Origin of the sequence: Metapseudomonas cellulosilytica, assembly GCF_049334135.1 — a bacterium.
GTDB lineage: Bacteria > Pseudomonadota > Gammaproteobacteria > Pseudomonadales > Pseudomonadaceae > Metapseudomonas.
The window spans coordinates 122,293-139,170 of the sequence record NZ_JBHZGN010000010.1; the positions used below are offsets into that span (position 1 = coordinate 122,293).

Here is a 16,878-nt window from a genome sequence, read left to right on the forward strand (position 1 = left end):
TATTTTGGGTAGTTCTAGGGCAAGTATTAATAAATGCTTACGCTTCCAAGCTGGCTATAAGGGTTCAATTCCCTTCACCTGCGCCATCAGTTAAATCAATGAGTTAGACGAGTAACCGGGAAACAAAACGGCTTATTGGGCCGTTTGCCACAGAACGCCATCCGCAGAAGCCCCCCAGAAACCTGTCATTGTCCGCACCACACGTTTTGAATTTTTGGCGAGCATGTGGCGGATCTCCTTACAGCGTTAGATGTTATTTCGTATCTGGGGCATGGGGCATGGTGTCCCACAGGGTCCCGAGTGACGGTATAGCCCCGGCGCGGAGGCATCCAGAGCGAAGCCGAGCACACCGTTCAGCAGCACCATGGCCATGAGTTCGGAATAGACCAAGTGCTCGTTGGTATCGAGGATTTAGTAACCGAGGCCCGCGCCGGCGACGAGCATTTCGCACGTAACACTCAATCAGCGTCAATACCTTGTTGAGTTCTGCGAACGCGAGACAGAAGACTGTTTCTCTATGCTGGCTCTGCACGAGAGACATAGGTTCGTTACAGCAGGACGGACCGTCGTCCGCTTTCGGCCGATTCTCTTGAAAAAGTAGCTGAACCCTCATGCCACCGGCAGGCAAGCATGGGGACAGGCAGCATGCTGGGACGGTTACCGGGCTGGTAACCACTTCGGGCACACGGTTCCAGAGTTCGTTCACCAGCTGCTGGCTCGCAAAGAGTTGGAAAGTCGTTGTGTCGGGACTCAAGGGAGCATAGGCCGGTCAATTATTGACACGGCTTAGCCCCTTGGTCTCCGGGCAACTAGATAGTTGAGTATCTGGAAGGCAAGTACGCAGCGGGGATTTGCTCAACACCTAGCAGGTGATCGCGCAACATGGCTCCCGTAGTTGCGGCGAGGGTCAGGCCAAGATGCCCGTGGCCTGTGGCGAAGAACATACCCTGTACCCGATCCGATGGCCCAATTACCGGCACCGTTTCCGGCACGGAGGGACGATTACCCATCCACTGCGTCATCGACTCGGTATTTAGGGGGCCAACCATGTCCTCGGCCCGCTCAAGCAGCATCTGCGCCCGCCGATAGTCGGGCTCAGCATTGCGGCTGGCAAGCTCCACGGTACCGGCAATTCGCACTCCACCATTGGCCATCGGGAGGATCACGAAGCTCTCACTGTGATTCATCAAGTATTGCTTAAGCGGTTTGGAGGCTTTGGGCAGAGTTAGGTGATAGCCGCGCTCACTCTCCAATGGCAAAACTTGCCGCTCAGGCTTGGCGAACTCATCACTCCATACGCCGCTGGCGATAATCACATTTGGTGCTCTCAGCTCGATTCCATCGGCCAACTCAACCCCACGCACGCGGCCGGACTGGCGAAGGACGGTTCGGACCTTTGATTGCACAAAGCGCCCCCCCTCGCGCACGAACTGGCTGAACACACCAAGGCTGAAAAGGTAAGGATCGTCAACGTGGGAAAAATCTGGGATGGAGACTGCCTGGTTCCACGTTGGCAGTAGGTTGGGTTCCAGATTGCCTACCTGCTGCGGCGTGCATTTTTCCCACCGCACACCATGCCGGCCACGCAGTTCCCAATTGCTCAGGTCCGCTTCCAACTCGTGGCGCGACGCGTACAGCATCAGCGCTCCGTAGGGCCGCCACATTGAAGTCAACCCGCAATGTTCGATAAGCCGCTGCCAATCGGCCCGAGCGCTTCGGAGCAGCACAGCCAAGTCGATAGTCAGGCACTCGACCTTACTAGGTCGGCCTGCAAGCACAAACCGGGTAAGCCAGGGTGCAAGTGTCGGTAGATGGCGCCAGCGCACAGCCAGTGGTCCTCTGCTGTCGAATAACCATTTCGGGACTTTGAGTAGTGTCTGCACATCTGCCAGCGGCAGCACTTCCGAAATGGCAATGGCTCCAGCGTTACCCGAGGACGCGCCGCTAGCGGGGGGATTTTGATCTACCAGCACCACATTCATCCCCGCCATGCGCAGTTGAAGGGCGGTAGCAATACCAACCACTCCCGCGCCGACGACAACGACATCCGCTATTTCAGTCTCAGCCATTGGCAAGCTCCGACACAGCAGCGGCACAACGACCTGCCGCGAGATCCCAAGCGGCGCACCCGACACTCTTGAACAGACGGGGACGGGTGACATCGATCTTCCCATCAAGTGCCTGGGCAAGGCTGGATACGGTGGACCAGTCCACACCGGCCTGGATTAGATCACCCGCCTCGTGAGGAGCGCCAACTGGATCATCTACATACAATTGGCTGTCCTTAACGCAAGCCGGTGCGAACTCAACCATATCAGGCTTGAATGCACCTACACCGATTAACAGGCGCTCGGGCGTTACTGGCTCGGAGTAAATGGGCGAAGTGCTGCTGGTCACAGTAATCACCACCTGAGTGTCGGGGTGTACACGTCCCTGCCTCGGATTCAGCGTCAGAGGTAGTTGGTTGTGTTGCTGGCAGAAGCGGGCAGTTTTATCTGGGTCGCGCCCATGCACATCAACCTGGGCCCCGGGGTACATGGCAGCCAATGCCTCCAAATGGCCGGACGCTTGGGCGCCAATACCGATAACAGCAAAATGCGTGGGGACCCCAACTGCAAGTGCCTGAACACCCACCATGGATACTGCCGCCGTCCGCCGAGCGGTCACGGTTGGGCCATCTAGCAGCAGCAAAGGCTCTCCGGTAATCGCGGAGTAAACCGCTACTACGCCACGGATGGTCGGCAGATTCCGTGCCTGGTTAGCGGGGACGAAATTGACAAGCTTATGAACAGCCACATCCCTGGCAGTAGCCGGCATCGATAGCAGGACAGAATTGCCGGACAGCGGCAGCACTTGCCGCTCGGGACTGAAAATCTCGCCCCGAGCATACTCCCTAGCAACGCCGCGCAGGTGTTCACAAAGAGCCGTGAAGGGGAGCAGTTCGCTAGTCTGTTTAGCGTCCAAGAGCTGCAGAGTCATATCAGTGCCCCCCCAAATAGGCATTTCGTACTTCAGCGTTGTTAAGAAGTTCCTGTCCGCTACCCGTCATGCGAATCTCGCCGTTGACCATTACGTAGGCCCGGTCAGAGAGCTTCAGCGCGTGGTTGGCGTTCTGCTCCACGAGGAAGATGGTCATACCGCTCTTTGCCAAGTCGCGCAGGGTCTGGAAGATATGTTTGACCACGATGGGCGCCAAGCCTAGCGAGGGCTCGTCCAGCAGCAGGATCTTCGGTCGACTCATCAATGCCCGGCCGATGGCGAGCATTTGCTGCTCGCCACCGGACATGGTCATGGCGCGCTGGTTACGGCGCTCCTTCAGGCGCGGGAACAGATGGAACATACGGTCCCGATCTTCCTCCGCATGGTCCATGCCGATGGGAATGGTGCCCATCAGCAGGTTCTCCTCTACCGTCATGTCGGGGAATACGCGGCGGCCCTCCGGCGACTGGGCGATACCGTTGGAGGCGATGTAGTGCGAGGAGCGTTTGCTAATGTCCTCGCCCTTGTAGAGGATCTGCCCAGCGGCCGCGCGGGGCTGGCCGAAAATCGACATAAGCAGGGTCGACTTGCCCGCACCGTTGGCGCCGATCAGGCTTACCGTCTCACCTTGGCGGATATGCAGGTTCACTTTCTTCAGCGCCTGGATCGGCCCATAGAACACGTCGATGTCACGCAGTTCGAGAATCGGCGTACTCATGCAGCTTCCTCCCCTTCTTCCGCGCCGAGGTAGGCCGCGATCACCCGCTGATTGTTCTGGATGTCCGTCGGCTTCCCTTGAGCAATCACATCGCCGTGTTCCAGCACTATCACGTGGTCAGAAATACTCATCACCATGCCCATGTCGTGTTCGATCAATAGAACTGTGACTCCATGCTTGTCCCGCAGGGTGCGGATGATGGAGGTCAACGCGATGGTCTCCGCCGGGTTCAGGCCGGCAGCCGGTTCGTCGAGACAGATCAGCTCGGGACCGGTACACATGGCGCGAGCAATTTCGAGGCGACGCTGTTGCCCATAAGAGAGTTCGCCAGCCAGACGATTCGCACAGTCCTGCAGGTCCACCACCCCCAGCCAGTAGAAAGCGTTTTTCAGCAACCGCTCTTCGGTACGTCGAAAGCCTGGTGTGTTGAAAATTCCGGCGAGCAAGTTCCGGTTCGCCTCCATGTGCTGAGCCACCAGGAGGTTCTCGACGGCTGTCATTTCTTTGAACAGCCGGATGTTCTGGAAAGTGCGGGCGAGACCAGCGCGATTCACCTGATGAGTGCCACCGAACATCTTGTAATAGAGGCGACGAACGAAGCTCACCGGATTAAAGAAGTCGGTTGCTTGGAAGGGCTCGCCCAGCACTTGGATAACATTGGTTCGGCGTTCTCTGGCGTGCAGTGCAATATGGCCGCCGCTGGCGGTGTAGAAGCCGGTCAGGCAGTTGAAGACCGTCGTCTTGCCGGCGCCATTGGGGCCGATCAGCGCGGTGATTGAACCGCGCTTGACCGATAGGTTGACGTCCTTGAGCGCTTTGATGCCGCCAAACTGCATCATCAGGTGCTCGACGCGCAGAATTTCGTCGCTCATTGTGCTACTCCCTTGGGTGCTGCCACACCGATCCGGCTCACCCGGATCAGCCCCCTCGGCTTCCAAATCATCATTAACACCATCAATACGCCGAACAGCAGCACGCGGTAGTCGGCGAATGCACGCAAGAGCTCCGGAGCAACGGTAAGGACGAAGGCGGCGACTACCACCCCTACGGTGGACCCCATACCGCCAAGCACCACGATGGCTAGGATGAGCGCCGACTCGAAGAAGGTGAAAGAAGTGGGGTTTACGAAGCCCTGGTAACTGGCGAAAAAGACACCGGCGATACCGGCAGTACTGGCGCCTATCGCAAAAGCCGAAAGCTTCACCAGCACATGGTTCAGGCCCATGGCACGGCAAGCGATTTCGTCCTCGCGCAACGCTTCCCAGGCACGGCCGATGGGCATTCGAGTCAGTCGGTGCTTCACATAGAGGACCAGCAGCACCGTGACGAAGAGCACCGCATAGATGAACACGAACTTCAGGTTCGGGTTGTAAGCGATTCCGAAGAACTCATGAATCGGTACGCCGCCCTCCTTTGCCCGGCGCCCAAATTCCAGCCCCATAACGGTGGGGCTGGGCACCGACATGCCGTTGGGCCCGCCAGTGAAGTCCAGCCAGTTATTCAGCACCAGACGGATGATCTCGCCAAAGCCCAAGGTGACGATGGCCAGGTAGTCGCCGTGCATGCGCAGCACAGGGAATCCGAGGATGGCCCCAGCCACGGCAGCGGCCACAGCGGCCAGCGGCAGCGCACTCCAAAAACCCAGACCCAAATGCTGATAGCCCAGCGCCAGGCCATAGGCACCGATGGCATAGAACCCGACATAGCCAAGATCCAGCAGCCCAGCGAGCCCGACGACGATGTTCAGTCCCAGCCCCAACAGTACGTAAATCAGTCCCAGAATGACGATTGTCAGCACGTACTTATCGGCGATGAAAGGCAGTGCCACCGCACAAACGATAACGAAAGGGAAAACCCAGCGCAGGTGAGAGCGCTCGCCAGGCGCGGCAACCCGTACCCCACCGTCTGCGCAGGTCAAGCGACCCAAAAGCGCTTGGCCCCGTGAGGTCTGTACCAGCAAACCGAACAACAAACGGCCCACCATGACAATTGCAGTCATGACTGCAACACGCATTGGATGAAGGTTGAAACCGTAGCCATCAAGGACCACGCCCACCACAGGCCCAAATACGATCAGCGCCATCAGTCCTGCCAGAACGCTATCGACCAGGGCTTTGCTAATGCTGATCGAATGCCCTGGCTGACTAGCTTCGACGCGCTTGTTCAAGGTAACGGTATTCATGCTTACACCTTGGCAATTAGCGGTCGGCCCAGAAGGCCCTGAGGACGGAAAATGAGGATCGTTACCAACAACGCGAAGCTGAAGACATCCTTGTAATCACTGTTCACCAGACCAGCGAACTGAGTTTCAGCAACGCCCAGTATTACTCCGCCGAGCATGGCGCCGGGCAACGAGCCAATACCACCAAGCACCGCGGCAGTGAACGCCTTGATGCCAATAATGAAGCCGGCGTAAAAGTCGAAGGATCCATAGTTCATGGTGATCAGCACGCCGGCCAGCGCGGCCATCGCGGCGCCGATAACGAACACGTAGGAAATCACTCGATCAGTGTTGATGCCCAAGATTGAGGCCATCTTGCAGTCTTGCTGAACTGCCCGGCACATACGCCCAAGGCGTGTCTTCCCGATGAGGTAGCTGAGTACTGCCATACCTAAAAAGGCGGCCACCAGGATGAACAACTTGGTGTACGTGATCTGAATAAATCCGTCGCCGACTGCGAACCGCAAAGAGCCGTCAAGCAGCATCGGAATGCCTTGCTGCCTACTACCTTGGGCGATCTGTACATAGTTCTGCAAAATCAGCGACATACCAATGGCACTGATCAGCGGGGCAAGGCGGGTTGATTTACGTAATGGCCGGTAAGCAATGCGTTCTACCACCAAGCCATACACACATGTAATAACAACCGAAAAAATAATTGTACCGAATATCAAGAATGGAAATGAATGTATTCCAAAAAAACTCAACAGAGCCAAACCAATGGCCGCCAAGTATGCTGACACCATATAAATTTCGCCATGAGCGAAATTAATCATGCCAATAATCCCATACACCATGGAATAACCGACGGCGATGAGCCCGTAGACAGACCCCAAGGTCAGTCCGTTTATTAACTGTTGTAAGAAAATATGATCCACGACGCGCCACCCAATTCGAATGCAATAGACGAATGAACTCATCGCATTGAGATGCGATGAGCTCTCGTCCTACAACTTAAAGCTGCTTGTATGTACCGTCAGACGCCCATTGGTACATGACATAGTCGGACTGCGTGAGGTCGCCTTTGCCGTCCCATTGCCGAACACCAAGCGACGTAGGCACCTTATTGGACTTCAGCCATTCGGAAGCTTTTTCGGCATCGGTGCTCTTCACACCGTTGTACGCAGCTGCCAAGGCCTGCACAGCAGAATACGAATACATAGTGAAACCTTCAGGCTCGTATCCTTGCGCTCGGAACTGTTCGACGACTTCCTTACCGGCAGGATTGAGGCGCGGATCAGAGCCGAAAGTGAACAGCACACCGTCGACGAATTGTTTGCCACCCGCGGCGGTAAGCATTTCATTTGTCATGACGCCATCGTCGGAAATAAACGGCGCTGTTACACCTTGCTCACGCATTTGCCGCACCAGGGGGCCCGCCTCAGGATGCAGACCGCCAAAGTAAACGGCGTCTGCGTTCAGAGCGCGCATCTTCGTCACGACCGAATTGAAGTCTTTCTCGCCTCGTGTCAGGCCTTCATACATTACGGCCTCCACTCCTTTGCTCTTCAGCTGTGCGCGAGTGGCATCGGCAATTCCCTGACCGTAGGTGTCCTTGTCGTGAAGAATAACTACCCGCTTGGCTTTCAGAACATCAACAATGTAATTGCCCGCTACAGTTCCTTGCTGGTCGTCACGCCCGCAATTGCGAAAGAGAGTTGATAATCCGCGTTCGGTGACCTGGGGATTGGTAGATCCAGGGGTGATGGAAAGCACACCTGCATCGGCATAGATTTCCGAAGCAGGAATAGTTGATGAGGAACAGAAATGCCCAATGACTGCCACAACCTTGTCAGAATCGACTAGCCTATTAGCAACGGCTACAGCTTGTTTAGGCTCGCAAGCGTCGTCAGCCTTGACCAGCCTGATCTTCTCGCCATTGATACCTCCAGCCTTATTGATGCTATCAGCCGCTGCCGAGGCCCCGCGCCAAACCTGCTCACCGTAGTTGGCATAAGGACCACTCATAGGACCGGCCACTCCGATCAGCACGTCGGCATGAGCGGGGCCCGCAATTACCACTGCCGAAAAGGAAGTAGCGAGGAAAACGGATAACTTGGAAGGTTGCATTTCGTTCGCTCCAATACAAGGAACTGATCAAAGCCCAGGGTCATATAGCGCCTGCACTACAGACCTGACACGGACAGTCGAAACAGCAGTCGAAACACTATTTCAAGAGAAACAGTGGATGTTGAGTCATTACTTGTCGGGGTCACGGCATCTGACTCTTGTGCCGTGGTTCATTCTGGATTGCAGGGGGGCGCATGGCTTGCACTGATCAAGGCCAATTCTTGCCGTTTTCTGCATAACCGGACCAATGACGCGAACGGCTGCGAACCGCTAACTCCAAATACCTGCTTAGCTTCTGCCGGACACACACCGCACAGGCGCACCATGCTGCCTCCCCGTTTCGCCTAACCTGGAACTGGAGCCAGCGCCCAAAAGCCCTACACGCACACCACCCAGATCGGCCAGGCCAAGAGAATACGAATTAGCGTAAGCAACGATGGAATCCCCACAAGGCACCTGAAAATGACTAAACAAAAAAAAACCGCAGACCTAGGTCTGCGGTTAAAAGGCTCAGCGCACTTTAGCATACCGACACATACATGCCGAAGATTTGCCAGCCAACGTCTGTACTTAGAAAAGGAATTGCGAATAGTAGATTTTCTTCGAGCTGTTACTACGAAAACTATTTATTATCTGGGTATCGCAGCAGTAACGATAAACTCCACTCGCAGATCTGGATCTACTAAGGCGGCCTGAGCACTGGCACGAACTGGCGCGTGGCCCTCTGGCACCCAAGACTCCCAAACCGAATTCATTGCATCGAAATCTGCAAGATCGGCGAGCAAGATAATGACCTGCAAAAGGTGCTGCTTGTTAGTTCCAACGCCTTCTAGGAGAGCATCTACGCGGGCCAGAGCAGTGCGGACTTGATCGGCGATTGGCTCACAAGGCTCGCCAACCTGACCGGCCAAGTAGACAGTTTGCTCGTGGACAACAGCTTGACTCAAACGCTTATTGGTAAGTTTACGCACGATCGGCATGCGGTATTTCTCCAAAGTTATGCAGAGGTTCTAGTGTCTAGACCTAGCTCTAAGCCGGCGGAAATCGTTGCTAGGCCCTACCAAGATCGCCTCGACTCCGCCCGTGCGTCCTGCCTTCTTCTTCGCCAAGCTAGCGACAAACCTGGCGATGCCGGCCAAATGGTGCGCTATCGACCGTGCGGCTCAACGTGCCCCCATTGTGCAAGCGCGACAAATTGCTGGCTTGAACTCGTCACGGGCTTAATCTGCGGCATCTTGCACAAATGGCACCCTACCCCTCCCAAGGAATGCAAGCGTCTCCCACAGCCCTTTCCAAGCTGATAAAGTGTTTCTAGTAGGTGAGGCGCCTCACAGCGCGAGCGGACCGGAGGCTTGTAAACAGTGGTTGAGCGCAAAGAACTTCTACATTGGATCGAGCAGGACCTAAGCCTGCTGGAAAAACTGTTTGATCGAATGCCAGATGTAATGTTCTTTTTGAAGGACACTGAGGGTCGCTACGTTGCAGTTAACGACACACTCGTCCGCCTTTGCGGCCGGCATAGCAAGGAAGAGGTGGTCGGGTTGACAGCAGATGAGCTCTTCCCAATTACCAGTTCCAGCATAATGGCCCAGGACATGAGTGTTATTCAGACTGGTAAGGAAATTGTCGACTCACTGCGCCTTTTCAGGTCAGCTGATGGTCATAAGCAATGGTGCCTCAGCTCAAAGTTCGGAATTTTTGACAGAGATAAGAAAGCCAGGGGCCTGGTTGGTATCTCACGGATACTGGCAAGGCCTGATGAAAAGCATCTCGGCTACAAGCGATTGCTTGAGTTCTCACGACTGGTACAAAGTAACCTTGACCAGCCAATACTGATTAGTGATATAGCCGAGCAGGTAAGCCTTTCTATGGATACCTTGCAACGCTTAACACGGGAAGTTTATCAGCTCTCTCCGAAACAGATCCTAATGAAAGCGCGCATTGATAAAGCATGTGAACTGCTGGAGAGCACTACAACCAGCATCACGGACATCGCGAGCGAATGTGGTTACTCCGACCATAGTGCTTTCAGTCGCCAGTTCCGCGCAGCGCTTCACTGCACGCCTCAGCAGTATCGCTCAAGCGTCCGGGGTGATGCAGCAAAGCAACTGGACTGATCAGCGCTCTGAAAGATCAGATCCCAGATAAACTAGGCACTGTCACCGACAAAGCTATCACAGACTCCGAAACACCCGGTGCCTTGTATACTTTACCAACCGCAACGCTGGGTACAAGCAGAACTCGTTAGCCTCGAAATATCAACATCCTGAATCGCGCGCAGGACGTACAACCGAGGCTCTTTATCATTGATAATTGAAAACATGATATTTCGCTGAGACCTCGGCAACCTCTTCGCACAACGTTTAGCAGTTAGCCTGACCGCTGCATCGTTCCCGTGAATTCTAGCGGCCAAAAGAACTGAAATTGTCGCGTCGATAAGCTCCACTTTAAGCCTCGTTCGATTAATGAATCGGACCTTTTAGCCTGCCCTACGCGACCGCAAGGGAGAACCAACGCCCTTTGATATCACTCGAGCCCAAACCATACTGAGCTAGAACAGCGCATAAGAAAGGCATCGGCGCGCATCATTCGAGATCTGATTAAGGCCAGAAGCTCAATCTCAACATTTTGCTAACAAAATTCTCAGCGCCCGAAATGGTCAGTTTTCTGTGTGAACACATAGGCCAAACCAATGAGCACTTCAGCGACCAACCAGGTTGCTAAACTATCCACGGCACACACCCAGCCAAACTGGCCAGGCGTGTGGTTTACGACCATGCATATAAGGTCTGATTGACGGCGAAGGTCTATTTCTTAGCCGCAGAGCGGACTTGCAGAGTGACACCTGCCCCCTTTTCACGGGTATTGAAATAGCTAAACCCATGGCCATTCGGAAGGCGTCCACGAAGCAGAAGGTCAAGCCCCAGACTCTGCGCAGCAGCCTCACCTTCATTGCAAGATTCGACTTGGAACCCGAGATAGAACACCCCCTCACCATGCTCCTCCAAGAAGCGGCGGTGCGGCGTGTCTCCCGGCGGCGGGGCACACAATTGCAATTGGACGTTGTCTAAGATCACATATCGGAAGTGAAGCTTCAGAAAGTCCTCTTTACAAGGAACCTGAAGATCGCCCGCAAAGGCATCAAGAGACGGAAATGCCTGCCAAGGCCCCACCCCAATGGACTCGTAGAACGCGATAGAACGATCCAGATCGTTCACGACAATACAGACATGGTGGAGATGTTGAAACGGAGAGGCGCTCATTTTGCCTCCGGAGTGTACTGTATAGCAGCTTCGTACTTCCGCTGATTGGCTCGAGGGTTCCATTGCACTCCCGATTTAGCTACCACTCCCGGCTTGAGACGCTGGGTCTCGTCATAGTCTTCCCAGGGATGGAAGAACAGCGGCTCCAGATGATCAATATCCTGAAGGCGTCTCGCGTACCCCTTCAGGTAGCTGATGCGCTCTTCCTCCGAGAGACGTGCCGGCATCCACGAGGCGTAGGGCGGCAAAACAGTGAATCCGGTATAAGCAAGGATCCCATTGTGGATAGGCCACAGCACGTGGTGAAGATCACCGTCAATGCCGTTGGGCTCGTATAAGGTGGCAGCAGTCCCGGTGGTGATGCACAGCATCGCCTTCTTACCCTTGAAATGGCCGGAACTGTACTTTTTGCCTGTCGAGTATGCGAAGCCACGCGCGAAGACTCGATCCACCCACCCTTTCAAGATGGCAGGCATAGAGAACCACCACACAGGAAAATGGAACAGGATAAGGTCTGCGTTAGTTACCTTTCTCTGCTCTGCCTTCACGACTTCATCGAACGTACCCGAAGCGAAAGCATGCTCCTGCTCGCGAGATAGATCCAAGTAGGCAGCGTCAGCACGATCACCGCAGAAATCGCCATGCCCAAGCACCGCCTGCCAGCCCATCTCATACAGGTCGCTCACTTCGACATTGTGGCCAGCTTCCTGCAGCGTTGCTACGGCCGTGTTCTTCAGTGCCCCACTGAACGATTGGGGCTCAGGATGTGCGAATACGATCAATACATTCATTTCGAATAACCTTGCTCAGCGATTGAGAACGCACATACATACAATCAATTTCGACCAAGCTCGTCTTGCACCTAAGCGCATGCTTTAGTGCGGCGTTTCGCACAGCCACACCAAAACATCCACACTGCAAATTTCGGACCGGTCGGTCAACATCAAACGAAGGAAAAATAACCGACACGAACACTCCTCCACCCAAATCCTCAAAGGCGAGATAAAATGCGCTTTTAGGATTAACGGAAGAATTATTTGAGAGTAAATCTAGAAAGTAAAAGAGTCTTCTCTTCCGGGTAACAATGTCAACTTCCCATCAGAACCGCGAAATAAATTGGCCGCCTCTCTAGGCGGCCTAACACTCAACGCTTTTCGTCGTCTGGGTGCGACACCAAGAAATTCCCAGCGCGCGCCCAGTCATAAGGTGGGATCTCGACGAACAGGATATCGACAGATTCTACGGTGCAGCCAAGCAGTTCTGAGGTCAATCGAGTAACTTCTTCGACATAGCGATATTTCTGCTCACGAGTGCGCCCCGGACTAAGTTCAATTCGTATTGTTGGCATTTCTATTCTCCTGAAAAAGCGAAGGACAAGCTAATCCAAAACGATATAAAGCGAAGATCACTGCGTACCAAATCTCGCATTACAGAGCTCCATAAAAAAGTAGAGCCTCCCATCAGCCGTGTATGATAGTCAGCTCTAAAACCTCTCCTGCGGGCCAAACTTCAACCTACGGTCACCAACTGCGGCGCTTGACGCTCGCTGGCCCGACTACAGAATCGCACCACCCTAGTTCTTTAGATCCGTTGACTTTCACACCCCTGTCGATCTCTCAAGTAGCTGATTTCACGGCCAATGCTGGCAACTCCGATCCTGAACCAGACGTTCCTGATCTGTTGGTAATAATTGATCTTGTCGATAGCTTCCTCGCGAACGCCACCGAAGCAAACCCTAGTTTCTGAAAAAGCGGCAGAAGTCATTGAGTGATGGCTAAATGTTTGGGGCAACATCCCCGTTGCGACTTCATCCAGGCGCTCCTCTTCGAGGATCAGGCTCAGCAATGGCCGCCCCAAGTCAAAGCCCAGCGCCTTAAAGCTGCTTGCAGCTTGGATATAACAACGTTCAATAACGTCATCACCTGCCAAATCGATCAACACTACCAACGGATGTTCAAGCAGCGCCTCTTCAACTTCAGAGCCAAATCCTGAAACAACATTGACAACCCCCGGCGGGAAACCTGCCCTATCTAGGAGACTGGCAAGCGAAATCGTCGAGATGGGACAAAGGTGCGATGGATTAATTACTACAGTGCACCCAGCCGCCAGCGCTGGAGCTAGCCTCCAAGCCGCCATCAAGAGCGGAAATTTTCGGGGGGTGATAGAAGCCACTACACCAATTGCCCCTTTGCGAATGATGTTGAAGCTTCCGGTCCGACCTACTGGAGCGACGCTCCACTCCGACTTGTAGGCCAACCTACCGAAGTGGTGAAACCACTGAGCGATTACACGAATCTGCGTCAGCGCTACCGTAATAGGACTTCCGGTACCGAGACCATCCAATTCCGCAAGATACGCAGCCTCCTTGGAGACAAGGTCACCCAAGCGATGAAGCAAGCGCCCACGCTCGGCTGCTGACATTCGGCTCCAGGGCCCATCTCTTAAAGCTCTCTGGGCAGCGCTGACAGCCAGATCAGCATCACGCCAATCCCCACGGGCGACCTTTGCCCAAGGTTTACCCGTGAGAGGATTGTCGATATCGAACCACTCACCACTTGCGGGCTCTACCGCCTGGCCGTCAATGAAGTGGAGATAACGTGTCATCACGATGCCTGCTGTCAGTACACCACAGCTTCGACAATTGGCCGATTGGCGAGAATTCGCTCAAAGCCAAGGGGGCTCAGATCCAGGCTGCGAAAACCTCCCTGAGTAATCAACTCAGCAACCGCCCGGCCCGTCGCCGGGGAATGCATCACTCCATGCCCAGAGAAGCCAGTGGCATGAATGAAGTTAGGCACCTCAGGATGAGCACCCACGACTCCATTATGGTCAAGCAGATTGACTTCGTAATGACCTGCCCACGCACGCTGAACGCGCAATTGCTCGAGGGCCGGCACCCTATGCGCAAGCAGCGGCCACAATGTTTCCTCGAGCAGGTAGTGGTCAGGTTCGAAGTCACCTTCCGCGTTCGGATCGCGACATTCCTCCGGTGCGATGCCCGCGATGAAGCCATCACCTTCTGGCCGAATCCATGCCCCCGAATTGTCGAAAAGCATCGGGAAGCCCTCCCCAGGAAGCGGCGCCTTGATATGGAAAATGGTCCGCTTGCGGGGTTCGACTGGTAGTTCAATACCTGCCAATCCCGCAATTTTTCCACCCCAGGCCCCCGCCGCGTTGACGCACCAGTCGCACGCCAGAGTCGTACCACTATTGCCCAACCGAACTCCGGTTACCGCTCCGCCATTCACATCAACTCCAACTACCTCATCGCTGATGTACTCGGCACCCAATCGCCGCGCCTCACGACGTACGAGCTGCAAGAGGGCCCAGGCGTCAAACCACCCCTCATTCGCCGCACCATAGGTAGCAATGCCGAGGTCCTCGACATTGAGCCAGGGGAAGCGCTGCTTAGCTTGATCGGGAGAGAGGATATCGATGACCGCTCCATGCTCCATCTGCTCCCGAGCTTGCTTCTGCAGAGTATCGCTGCTGGCTTCGCTTCCGAGGATAAGGTAGCCCCGCTCCTCAAAATCTATGTTGGCATCGTCTCCGAACCAATCCTTGATATTGCGGAACATGTCGGCGCCGAACAGGCTCATGCCAATGTTGAACGGGCAGCCGAACTGAGTACGAATGGATGCTGCTGAAAGGGCCGTCGAGGAGTACTGATAGGTACTGTCCCGCTCAATGACCTTGATATGACCTTTGAACCCCTGCTTACGCAGGAAGAAAGCGACAAAGCTTCCGATAACGGCGCCGCCGATGATGACAACCGTTTCTGAATTGCTGGGCATTAATGCACCCTCTCTCGACGATTCGAATTGGGAGGCGGCCTTGTTGCCGCCCACCAGGTAGGCGGTTCTCACTTTGGAATACTCCTCAGACCAGCTCCCACGTCCGACATCCAATCGTTCACGGCCGGAGGGACACAGCCAGCCGGCATTGCATGGACGGGAAGCTAGAGTTGTCGCCCCGCGCCACCCAATTGTGCTAGCGAGGAATATGGCTGGCTTGATCTCGTTGCGGGGCTATGCTGCGGCTTTTCGCACAATTACTCAGTAACGGACTGCGGACGCCCCTTGTCTCCAGCGAACGATTCACACCGAAAGGGCCTGTTCGACCCCACAAATTCAGGCGCCGCAAGCCGGATATCACGAGGACGAAAGAGGCTGCACGCCACTTCGCGCGCCCCTCGCAAGACATCGACCAAACGGCAGACTCCGGCCGAAACCTCCAGCCCAGAGCCGTCAGGATCTTTTACGCGACCTGGTTCCGCGGAGAAGCAACGCAATCGGAGAAGCATCCGCACCTGCAAAGCGACGAAGACGAAGGCTTTCAACAAGCATCCCGCTTGATGCTGCCTGCCCATCCCTTTTGCACCAGAACATATGCCGAGCCGGCATATCTCGTTTGAAAAAACGGTAGTCGTCGCGATCAGGTATCTCGCACAGAATCGAGGCCGACAAGGCATTAAGCCTTCGGAGACGACAGTCATGACAACACAAGAAACAGACCTCAAGCCCGAGATCGATTGGCAGGTGGACGTATTCAACGTCCTCAAAGCCCACGACGTGAAACACGTGGTGTACGTACCGGACGCCGGCCACTCCGCCGCCATCCGCATGTCCATCGCCGATCCGGACATCCACGACGTGGTACTGACCACCGAAGAAGAGGGCATCGGCTACCTGGCCGGCGCCTGGCTCGGCGGCGAGCGTGGTGCGCTGCTGATGCAATCGAGCGGCGTGGGCAACTGCATCAACAACCTGGCGTTGCAGGTCTGCGCACGCTTCCCGCTCCTGATGGTGGTGACCATGCGTGGCGACTGGGCCGAGTTCAACCCCTGGCAGAACCCCATGGGGCAGGCCACCGAGCGCTCACTGAACCTGATGGGCGTAATGACCTGGCAAGCCGACGATCCCAAGGACGTGGCGCCGCTGCTGCATGGCGCCGCCACCATGGCCTTCAACGGTGATTCCGCTACCGCCCTGCTGCTGGGCCAGCGCCTGATTGGAGAAAAGAAATGGGTCAAGTAAGCGCCAACCACATCCTCGACCGCCGCGAAGTCGTGAAGACCCTGCTGGCCGACCGCAGTGACGTGCTGGTTGTCACTGGTCTGGGTTCGGCCTCCTACGACGTCATGGCCGCCGGCGACCACGACAACAACTACTACCTCTGGGCAGCCATGGGCAGTGCCGCGATGGTCGGCCTGGGCATTGCCAAGGCGCAGCCGGACAAATCCGTGGTCGTCGTGACCGGTGACGGCGAGATGCTGATGGGCTTCGGCTCCCTGGCCACCATCGCCCTGCAGAAGCCGGCCAACCTCACCATCGTGGTGTTGGACAACGGTCACTTTGGTGAAACCGGCATGCAAGTCAGCCACGCCGGCCACGGCATCGCCCTGGACCAGGTCGCGAAGACCTGCGGCTTTGGCTGGACCGACGAAATCCGCGATATGGAAGGCGTGCGCCAGCTGCGCGAGCAGATCAGCGCCCGCAACGCTGGGGTCAAGCTGGCCACCGTGAAGATCAAGGCGGAAAACCCGCCGCGCGTTCTGCCGCCGCGTGATGGCAGCTACATCAAGAACCGCTTCCGTGCGGCCCTGGGCTTCCAGCCCATCTGACCGT

General features: G+C 55.5%; 17 protein-coding genes and 1 pseudogene. 3 read left to right on the forward strand and 15 right to left on the reverse strand.

The genetic code is table 11. The features are described from left to right. Window positions 1–246 precede the first annotated feature (246 nt). From ACFW0H_RS14685 to ACFW0H_RS14725, 9 genes and pseudogenes are all read right to left on the reverse strand, one after another. A pseudogene (locus tag ACFW0H_RS14685) lies at window positions 247–456 on the reverse strand (hypothetical protein); the annotation flags it as partial. A 353-nt stretch (window positions 457–809) separates the two neighbouring features. Further along, complete coding sequence (locus tag ACFW0H_RS14690; RefSeq protein ID WP_422914613.1) at window positions 810–2,069, reverse strand: NAD(P)/FAD-dependent oxidoreductase; 1,260 nt, start codon at window positions 2,067–2,069, stop codon at window positions 810–812. Further along, the gene (gene lhpI, locus ACFW0H_RS14695) at window positions 2,062–2,979 is read right to left on the reverse strand and encodes a bifunctional Delta(1)-pyrroline-2-carboxylate/Delta(1)-piperideine-2-carboxylate reductase (protein ID WP_422914614.1); all 918 of its coding nucleotides are present in this window, start codon (window positions 2,977–2,979) and stop codon (window positions 2,062–2,064) included. Before lhpI ends, ACFW0H_RS14690 begins: the two co-directional genes overlap by 8 nt. A gap of 1 nt (window position 2,980) precedes the next feature. After that, a complete protein-coding gene (locus tag ACFW0H_RS14700) occupies window positions 2,981–3,697 on the reverse strand; it encodes an ABC transporter ATP-binding protein (RefSeq protein ID WP_422914615.1) in 717 nt (238 codons plus the stop codon). Beyond that, complete coding sequence (locus ACFW0H_RS14705; RefSeq protein ID WP_422914616.1) at window positions 3,694–4,569, reverse strand: ABC transporter ATP-binding protein; 876 nt, start codon at window positions 4,567–4,569, stop codon at window positions 3,694–3,696. Before ACFW0H_RS14705 ends, ACFW0H_RS14700 begins: the two co-directional genes overlap by 4 nt. Further along, window positions 4,566–5,879, reverse strand: coding sequence for a high-affinity branched-chain amino acid ABC transporter permease LivM (gene livM, locus ACFW0H_RS14710; protein ID WP_459077303.1), 1,314 nt, complete (start codon window positions 5,877–5,879; stop codon window positions 4,566–4,568). Before livM ends, ACFW0H_RS14705 begins: the two co-directional genes overlap by 4 nt. Before the next feature lie 2 nt (window positions 5,880–5,881). After that, on the reverse strand, window positions 5,882–6,796 hold the full coding sequence (locus ACFW0H_RS14715) for an ABC transporter permease subunit (RefSeq protein WP_422914617.1): 915 nt from the start codon (window positions 6,794–6,796) through the stop codon (window positions 5,882–5,884). A gap of 76 nt (window positions 6,797–6,872) precedes the next feature. Then, window positions 6,873–7,988 (reverse strand): branched-chain amino acid ABC transporter substrate-binding protein, encoded by a 1,116-nt coding sequence (locus ACFW0H_RS14720; RefSeq protein WP_422914618.1) that lies wholly within the window; start codon window positions 7,986–7,988, stop codon window positions 6,873–6,875. A 629-nt stretch (window positions 7,989–8,617) separates the two neighbouring features. Next, the gene (locus ACFW0H_RS14725) at window positions 8,618–8,968 is read right to left on the reverse strand and encodes a RidA family protein (protein WP_422914619.1); all 351 of its coding nucleotides are present in this window, start codon (window positions 8,966–8,968) and stop codon (window positions 8,618–8,620) included. Between the two features lie 381 nt (window positions 8,969–9,349). Here ACFW0H_RS14725 and ACFW0H_RS14730 point away from each other — a divergent pair, with 381 nt between their 5' ends. Continuing rightward, complete coding sequence (locus tag ACFW0H_RS14730; protein ID WP_422914620.1) at window positions 9,350–10,105, forward strand: helix-turn-helix domain-containing protein; 756 nt, start codon at window positions 9,350–9,352, stop codon at window positions 10,103–10,105. A 92-nt stretch (window positions 10,106–10,197) separates the two neighbouring features. Here ACFW0H_RS14730 and ACFW0H_RS30155 read toward each other — a convergent pair whose 3' ends face one another. The 6 genes from ACFW0H_RS30155 to ACFW0H_RS14755 all read right to left on the reverse strand — a co-directional run bounded on the left by ACFW0H_RS30155 (window position 10,198) and on the right by ACFW0H_RS14755 (window position 15,117). Continuing rightward, window positions 10,198–10,434 carry a DUF7740 domain-containing protein gene (locus tag ACFW0H_RS30155; RefSeq protein ID WP_459077304.1) on the reverse strand — a complete coding sequence of 79 codons (237 nt, stop codon included), beginning with the start codon at window positions 10,432–10,434 and terminating at the stop codon, window positions 10,198–10,200. 361 nt (window positions 10,435–10,795) lie between these two features. Further along, window positions 10,796–11,251: a VOC family protein gene (locus tag ACFW0H_RS14735; RefSeq protein ID WP_422914621.1), complete on the reverse strand. Its 456-nt coding sequence runs from the start codon at window positions 11,249–11,251 to the stop codon at window positions 10,796–10,798. Beyond that, the gene (locus ACFW0H_RS14740; protein ID WP_422914622.1) at window positions 11,248–12,042 is read right to left on the reverse strand and encodes an NAD(P)H-dependent oxidoreductase; all 795 of its coding nucleotides are present in this window, start codon (window positions 12,040–12,042) and stop codon (window positions 11,248–11,250) included. The genes ACFW0H_RS14735 and ACFW0H_RS14740 overlap by 4 nt, the downstream gene beginning before the upstream one ends. A 353-nt stretch (window positions 12,043–12,395) precedes the next feature. Continuing rightward, window positions 12,396–12,599 carry a 4-oxalocrotonate tautomerase gene (locus tag ACFW0H_RS14745; protein ID WP_422914623.1) on the reverse strand — a complete coding sequence of 68 codons (204 nt, stop codon included), beginning with the start codon at window positions 12,597–12,599 and terminating at the stop codon, window positions 12,396–12,398. A 233-nt stretch (window positions 12,600–12,832) separates the two neighbouring features. Continuing rightward, window positions 12,833–13,855 (reverse strand): aldehyde dehydrogenase family protein, encoded by a 1,023-nt coding sequence (locus ACFW0H_RS14750; RefSeq protein WP_422914624.1) that lies wholly within the window; start codon window positions 13,853–13,855, stop codon window positions 12,833–12,835. 14 nt (window positions 13,856–13,869) lie between these two features. Then, window positions 13,870–15,117: an NAD(P)/FAD-dependent oxidoreductase gene (locus ACFW0H_RS14755; protein WP_422914625.1), complete on the reverse strand. Its 1,248-nt coding sequence runs from the start codon at window positions 15,115–15,117 to the stop codon at window positions 13,870–13,872. Between the two features lie 627 nt (window positions 15,118–15,744). On the opposite strand from ACFW0H_RS14755, the gene ACFW0H_RS14760 reads away from it, so the two are divergent. Together ACFW0H_RS14760 and ACFW0H_RS14765 are read left to right on the forward strand one after the other, a co-directional pair. Then, window positions 15,745–16,287, forward strand: a complete 543-nt coding sequence (locus tag ACFW0H_RS14760) for a thiamine pyrophosphate-binding protein (RefSeq protein ID WP_422914626.1) — start codon at window positions 15,745–15,747, stop codon at window positions 16,285–16,287. Then, window positions 16,275–16,874: a thiamine pyrophosphate-dependent enzyme gene (locus ACFW0H_RS14765; protein ID WP_422914627.1), complete on the forward strand. Its 600-nt coding sequence runs from the start codon at window positions 16,275–16,277 to the stop codon at window positions 16,872–16,874. Before ACFW0H_RS14760 ends, ACFW0H_RS14765 begins: the two co-directional genes overlap by 13 nt. Window positions 16,875–16,878: the final 4 nt, after the last annotated feature.

Coding starts and splice junctions, on each gene's coding strand:
- ACFW0H_RS14690 (WP_422914613.1), bottom strand. CDS start 2,069: ATGGCTGAGACTGAAATAGCGGATGTCGTTGTCGTCGGCGCGGGAGTG.
- lhpI (WP_422914614.1), bottom strand. CDS start 2,979: ATGACTCTGCAGCTCTTGGACGCTAAACAGACTAGCGAACTGCTCCCC.
- ACFW0H_RS14700 (WP_422914615.1), bottom strand. CDS start 3,697: ATGAGTACGCCGATTCTCGAACTGCGTGACATCGACGTGTTCTATGGG.
- ACFW0H_RS14705 (WP_422914616.1), bottom strand. CDS start 4,569: ATGAGCGACGAAATTCTGCGCGTCGAGCACCTGATGATGCAGTTTGGC.
- livM (WP_459077303.1), bottom strand. CDS start 5,879: ATGAATACCGTTACCTTGAACAAGCGCGTCGAAGCTAGTCAGCCAGGG.
- ACFW0H_RS14720 (WP_422914618.1), bottom strand. CDS start 7,988: ATGCAACCTTCCAAGTTATCCGTTTTCCTCGCTACTTCCTTTTCGGCA.
- ACFW0H_RS14725 (WP_422914619.1), bottom strand. CDS start 8,968: ATGCCGATCGTGCGTAAACTTACCAATAAGCGTTTGAGTCAAGCTGTT.
- ACFW0H_RS14735 (WP_422914621.1), bottom strand. CDS start 11,251: ATGAGCGCCTCTCCGTTTCAACATCTCCACCATGTCTGTATTGTCGTG.
- ACFW0H_RS14740 (WP_422914622.1), bottom strand. CDS start 12,042: ATGAATGTATTGATCGTATTCGCACATCCTGAGCCCCAATCGTTCAGT.
- ACFW0H_RS14745 (WP_422914623.1), bottom strand. CDS start 12,599: ATGCCAACAATACGAATTGAACTTAGTCCGGGGCGCACTCGTGAGCAG.
- ACFW0H_RS14750 (WP_422914624.1), bottom strand. CDS start 13,855: ATGACACGTTATCTCCACTTCATTGACGGCCAGGCGGTAGAGCCCGCA.
- ACFW0H_RS14760 (WP_422914626.1), top strand. CDS start 15,745: ATGACAACACAAGAAACAGACCTCAAGCCCGAGATCGATTGGCAGGTG.
- ACFW0H_RS14765 (WP_422914627.1), top strand. CDS start 16,275: ATGGGTCAAGTAAGCGCCAACCACATCCTCGACCGCCGCGAAGTCGTG.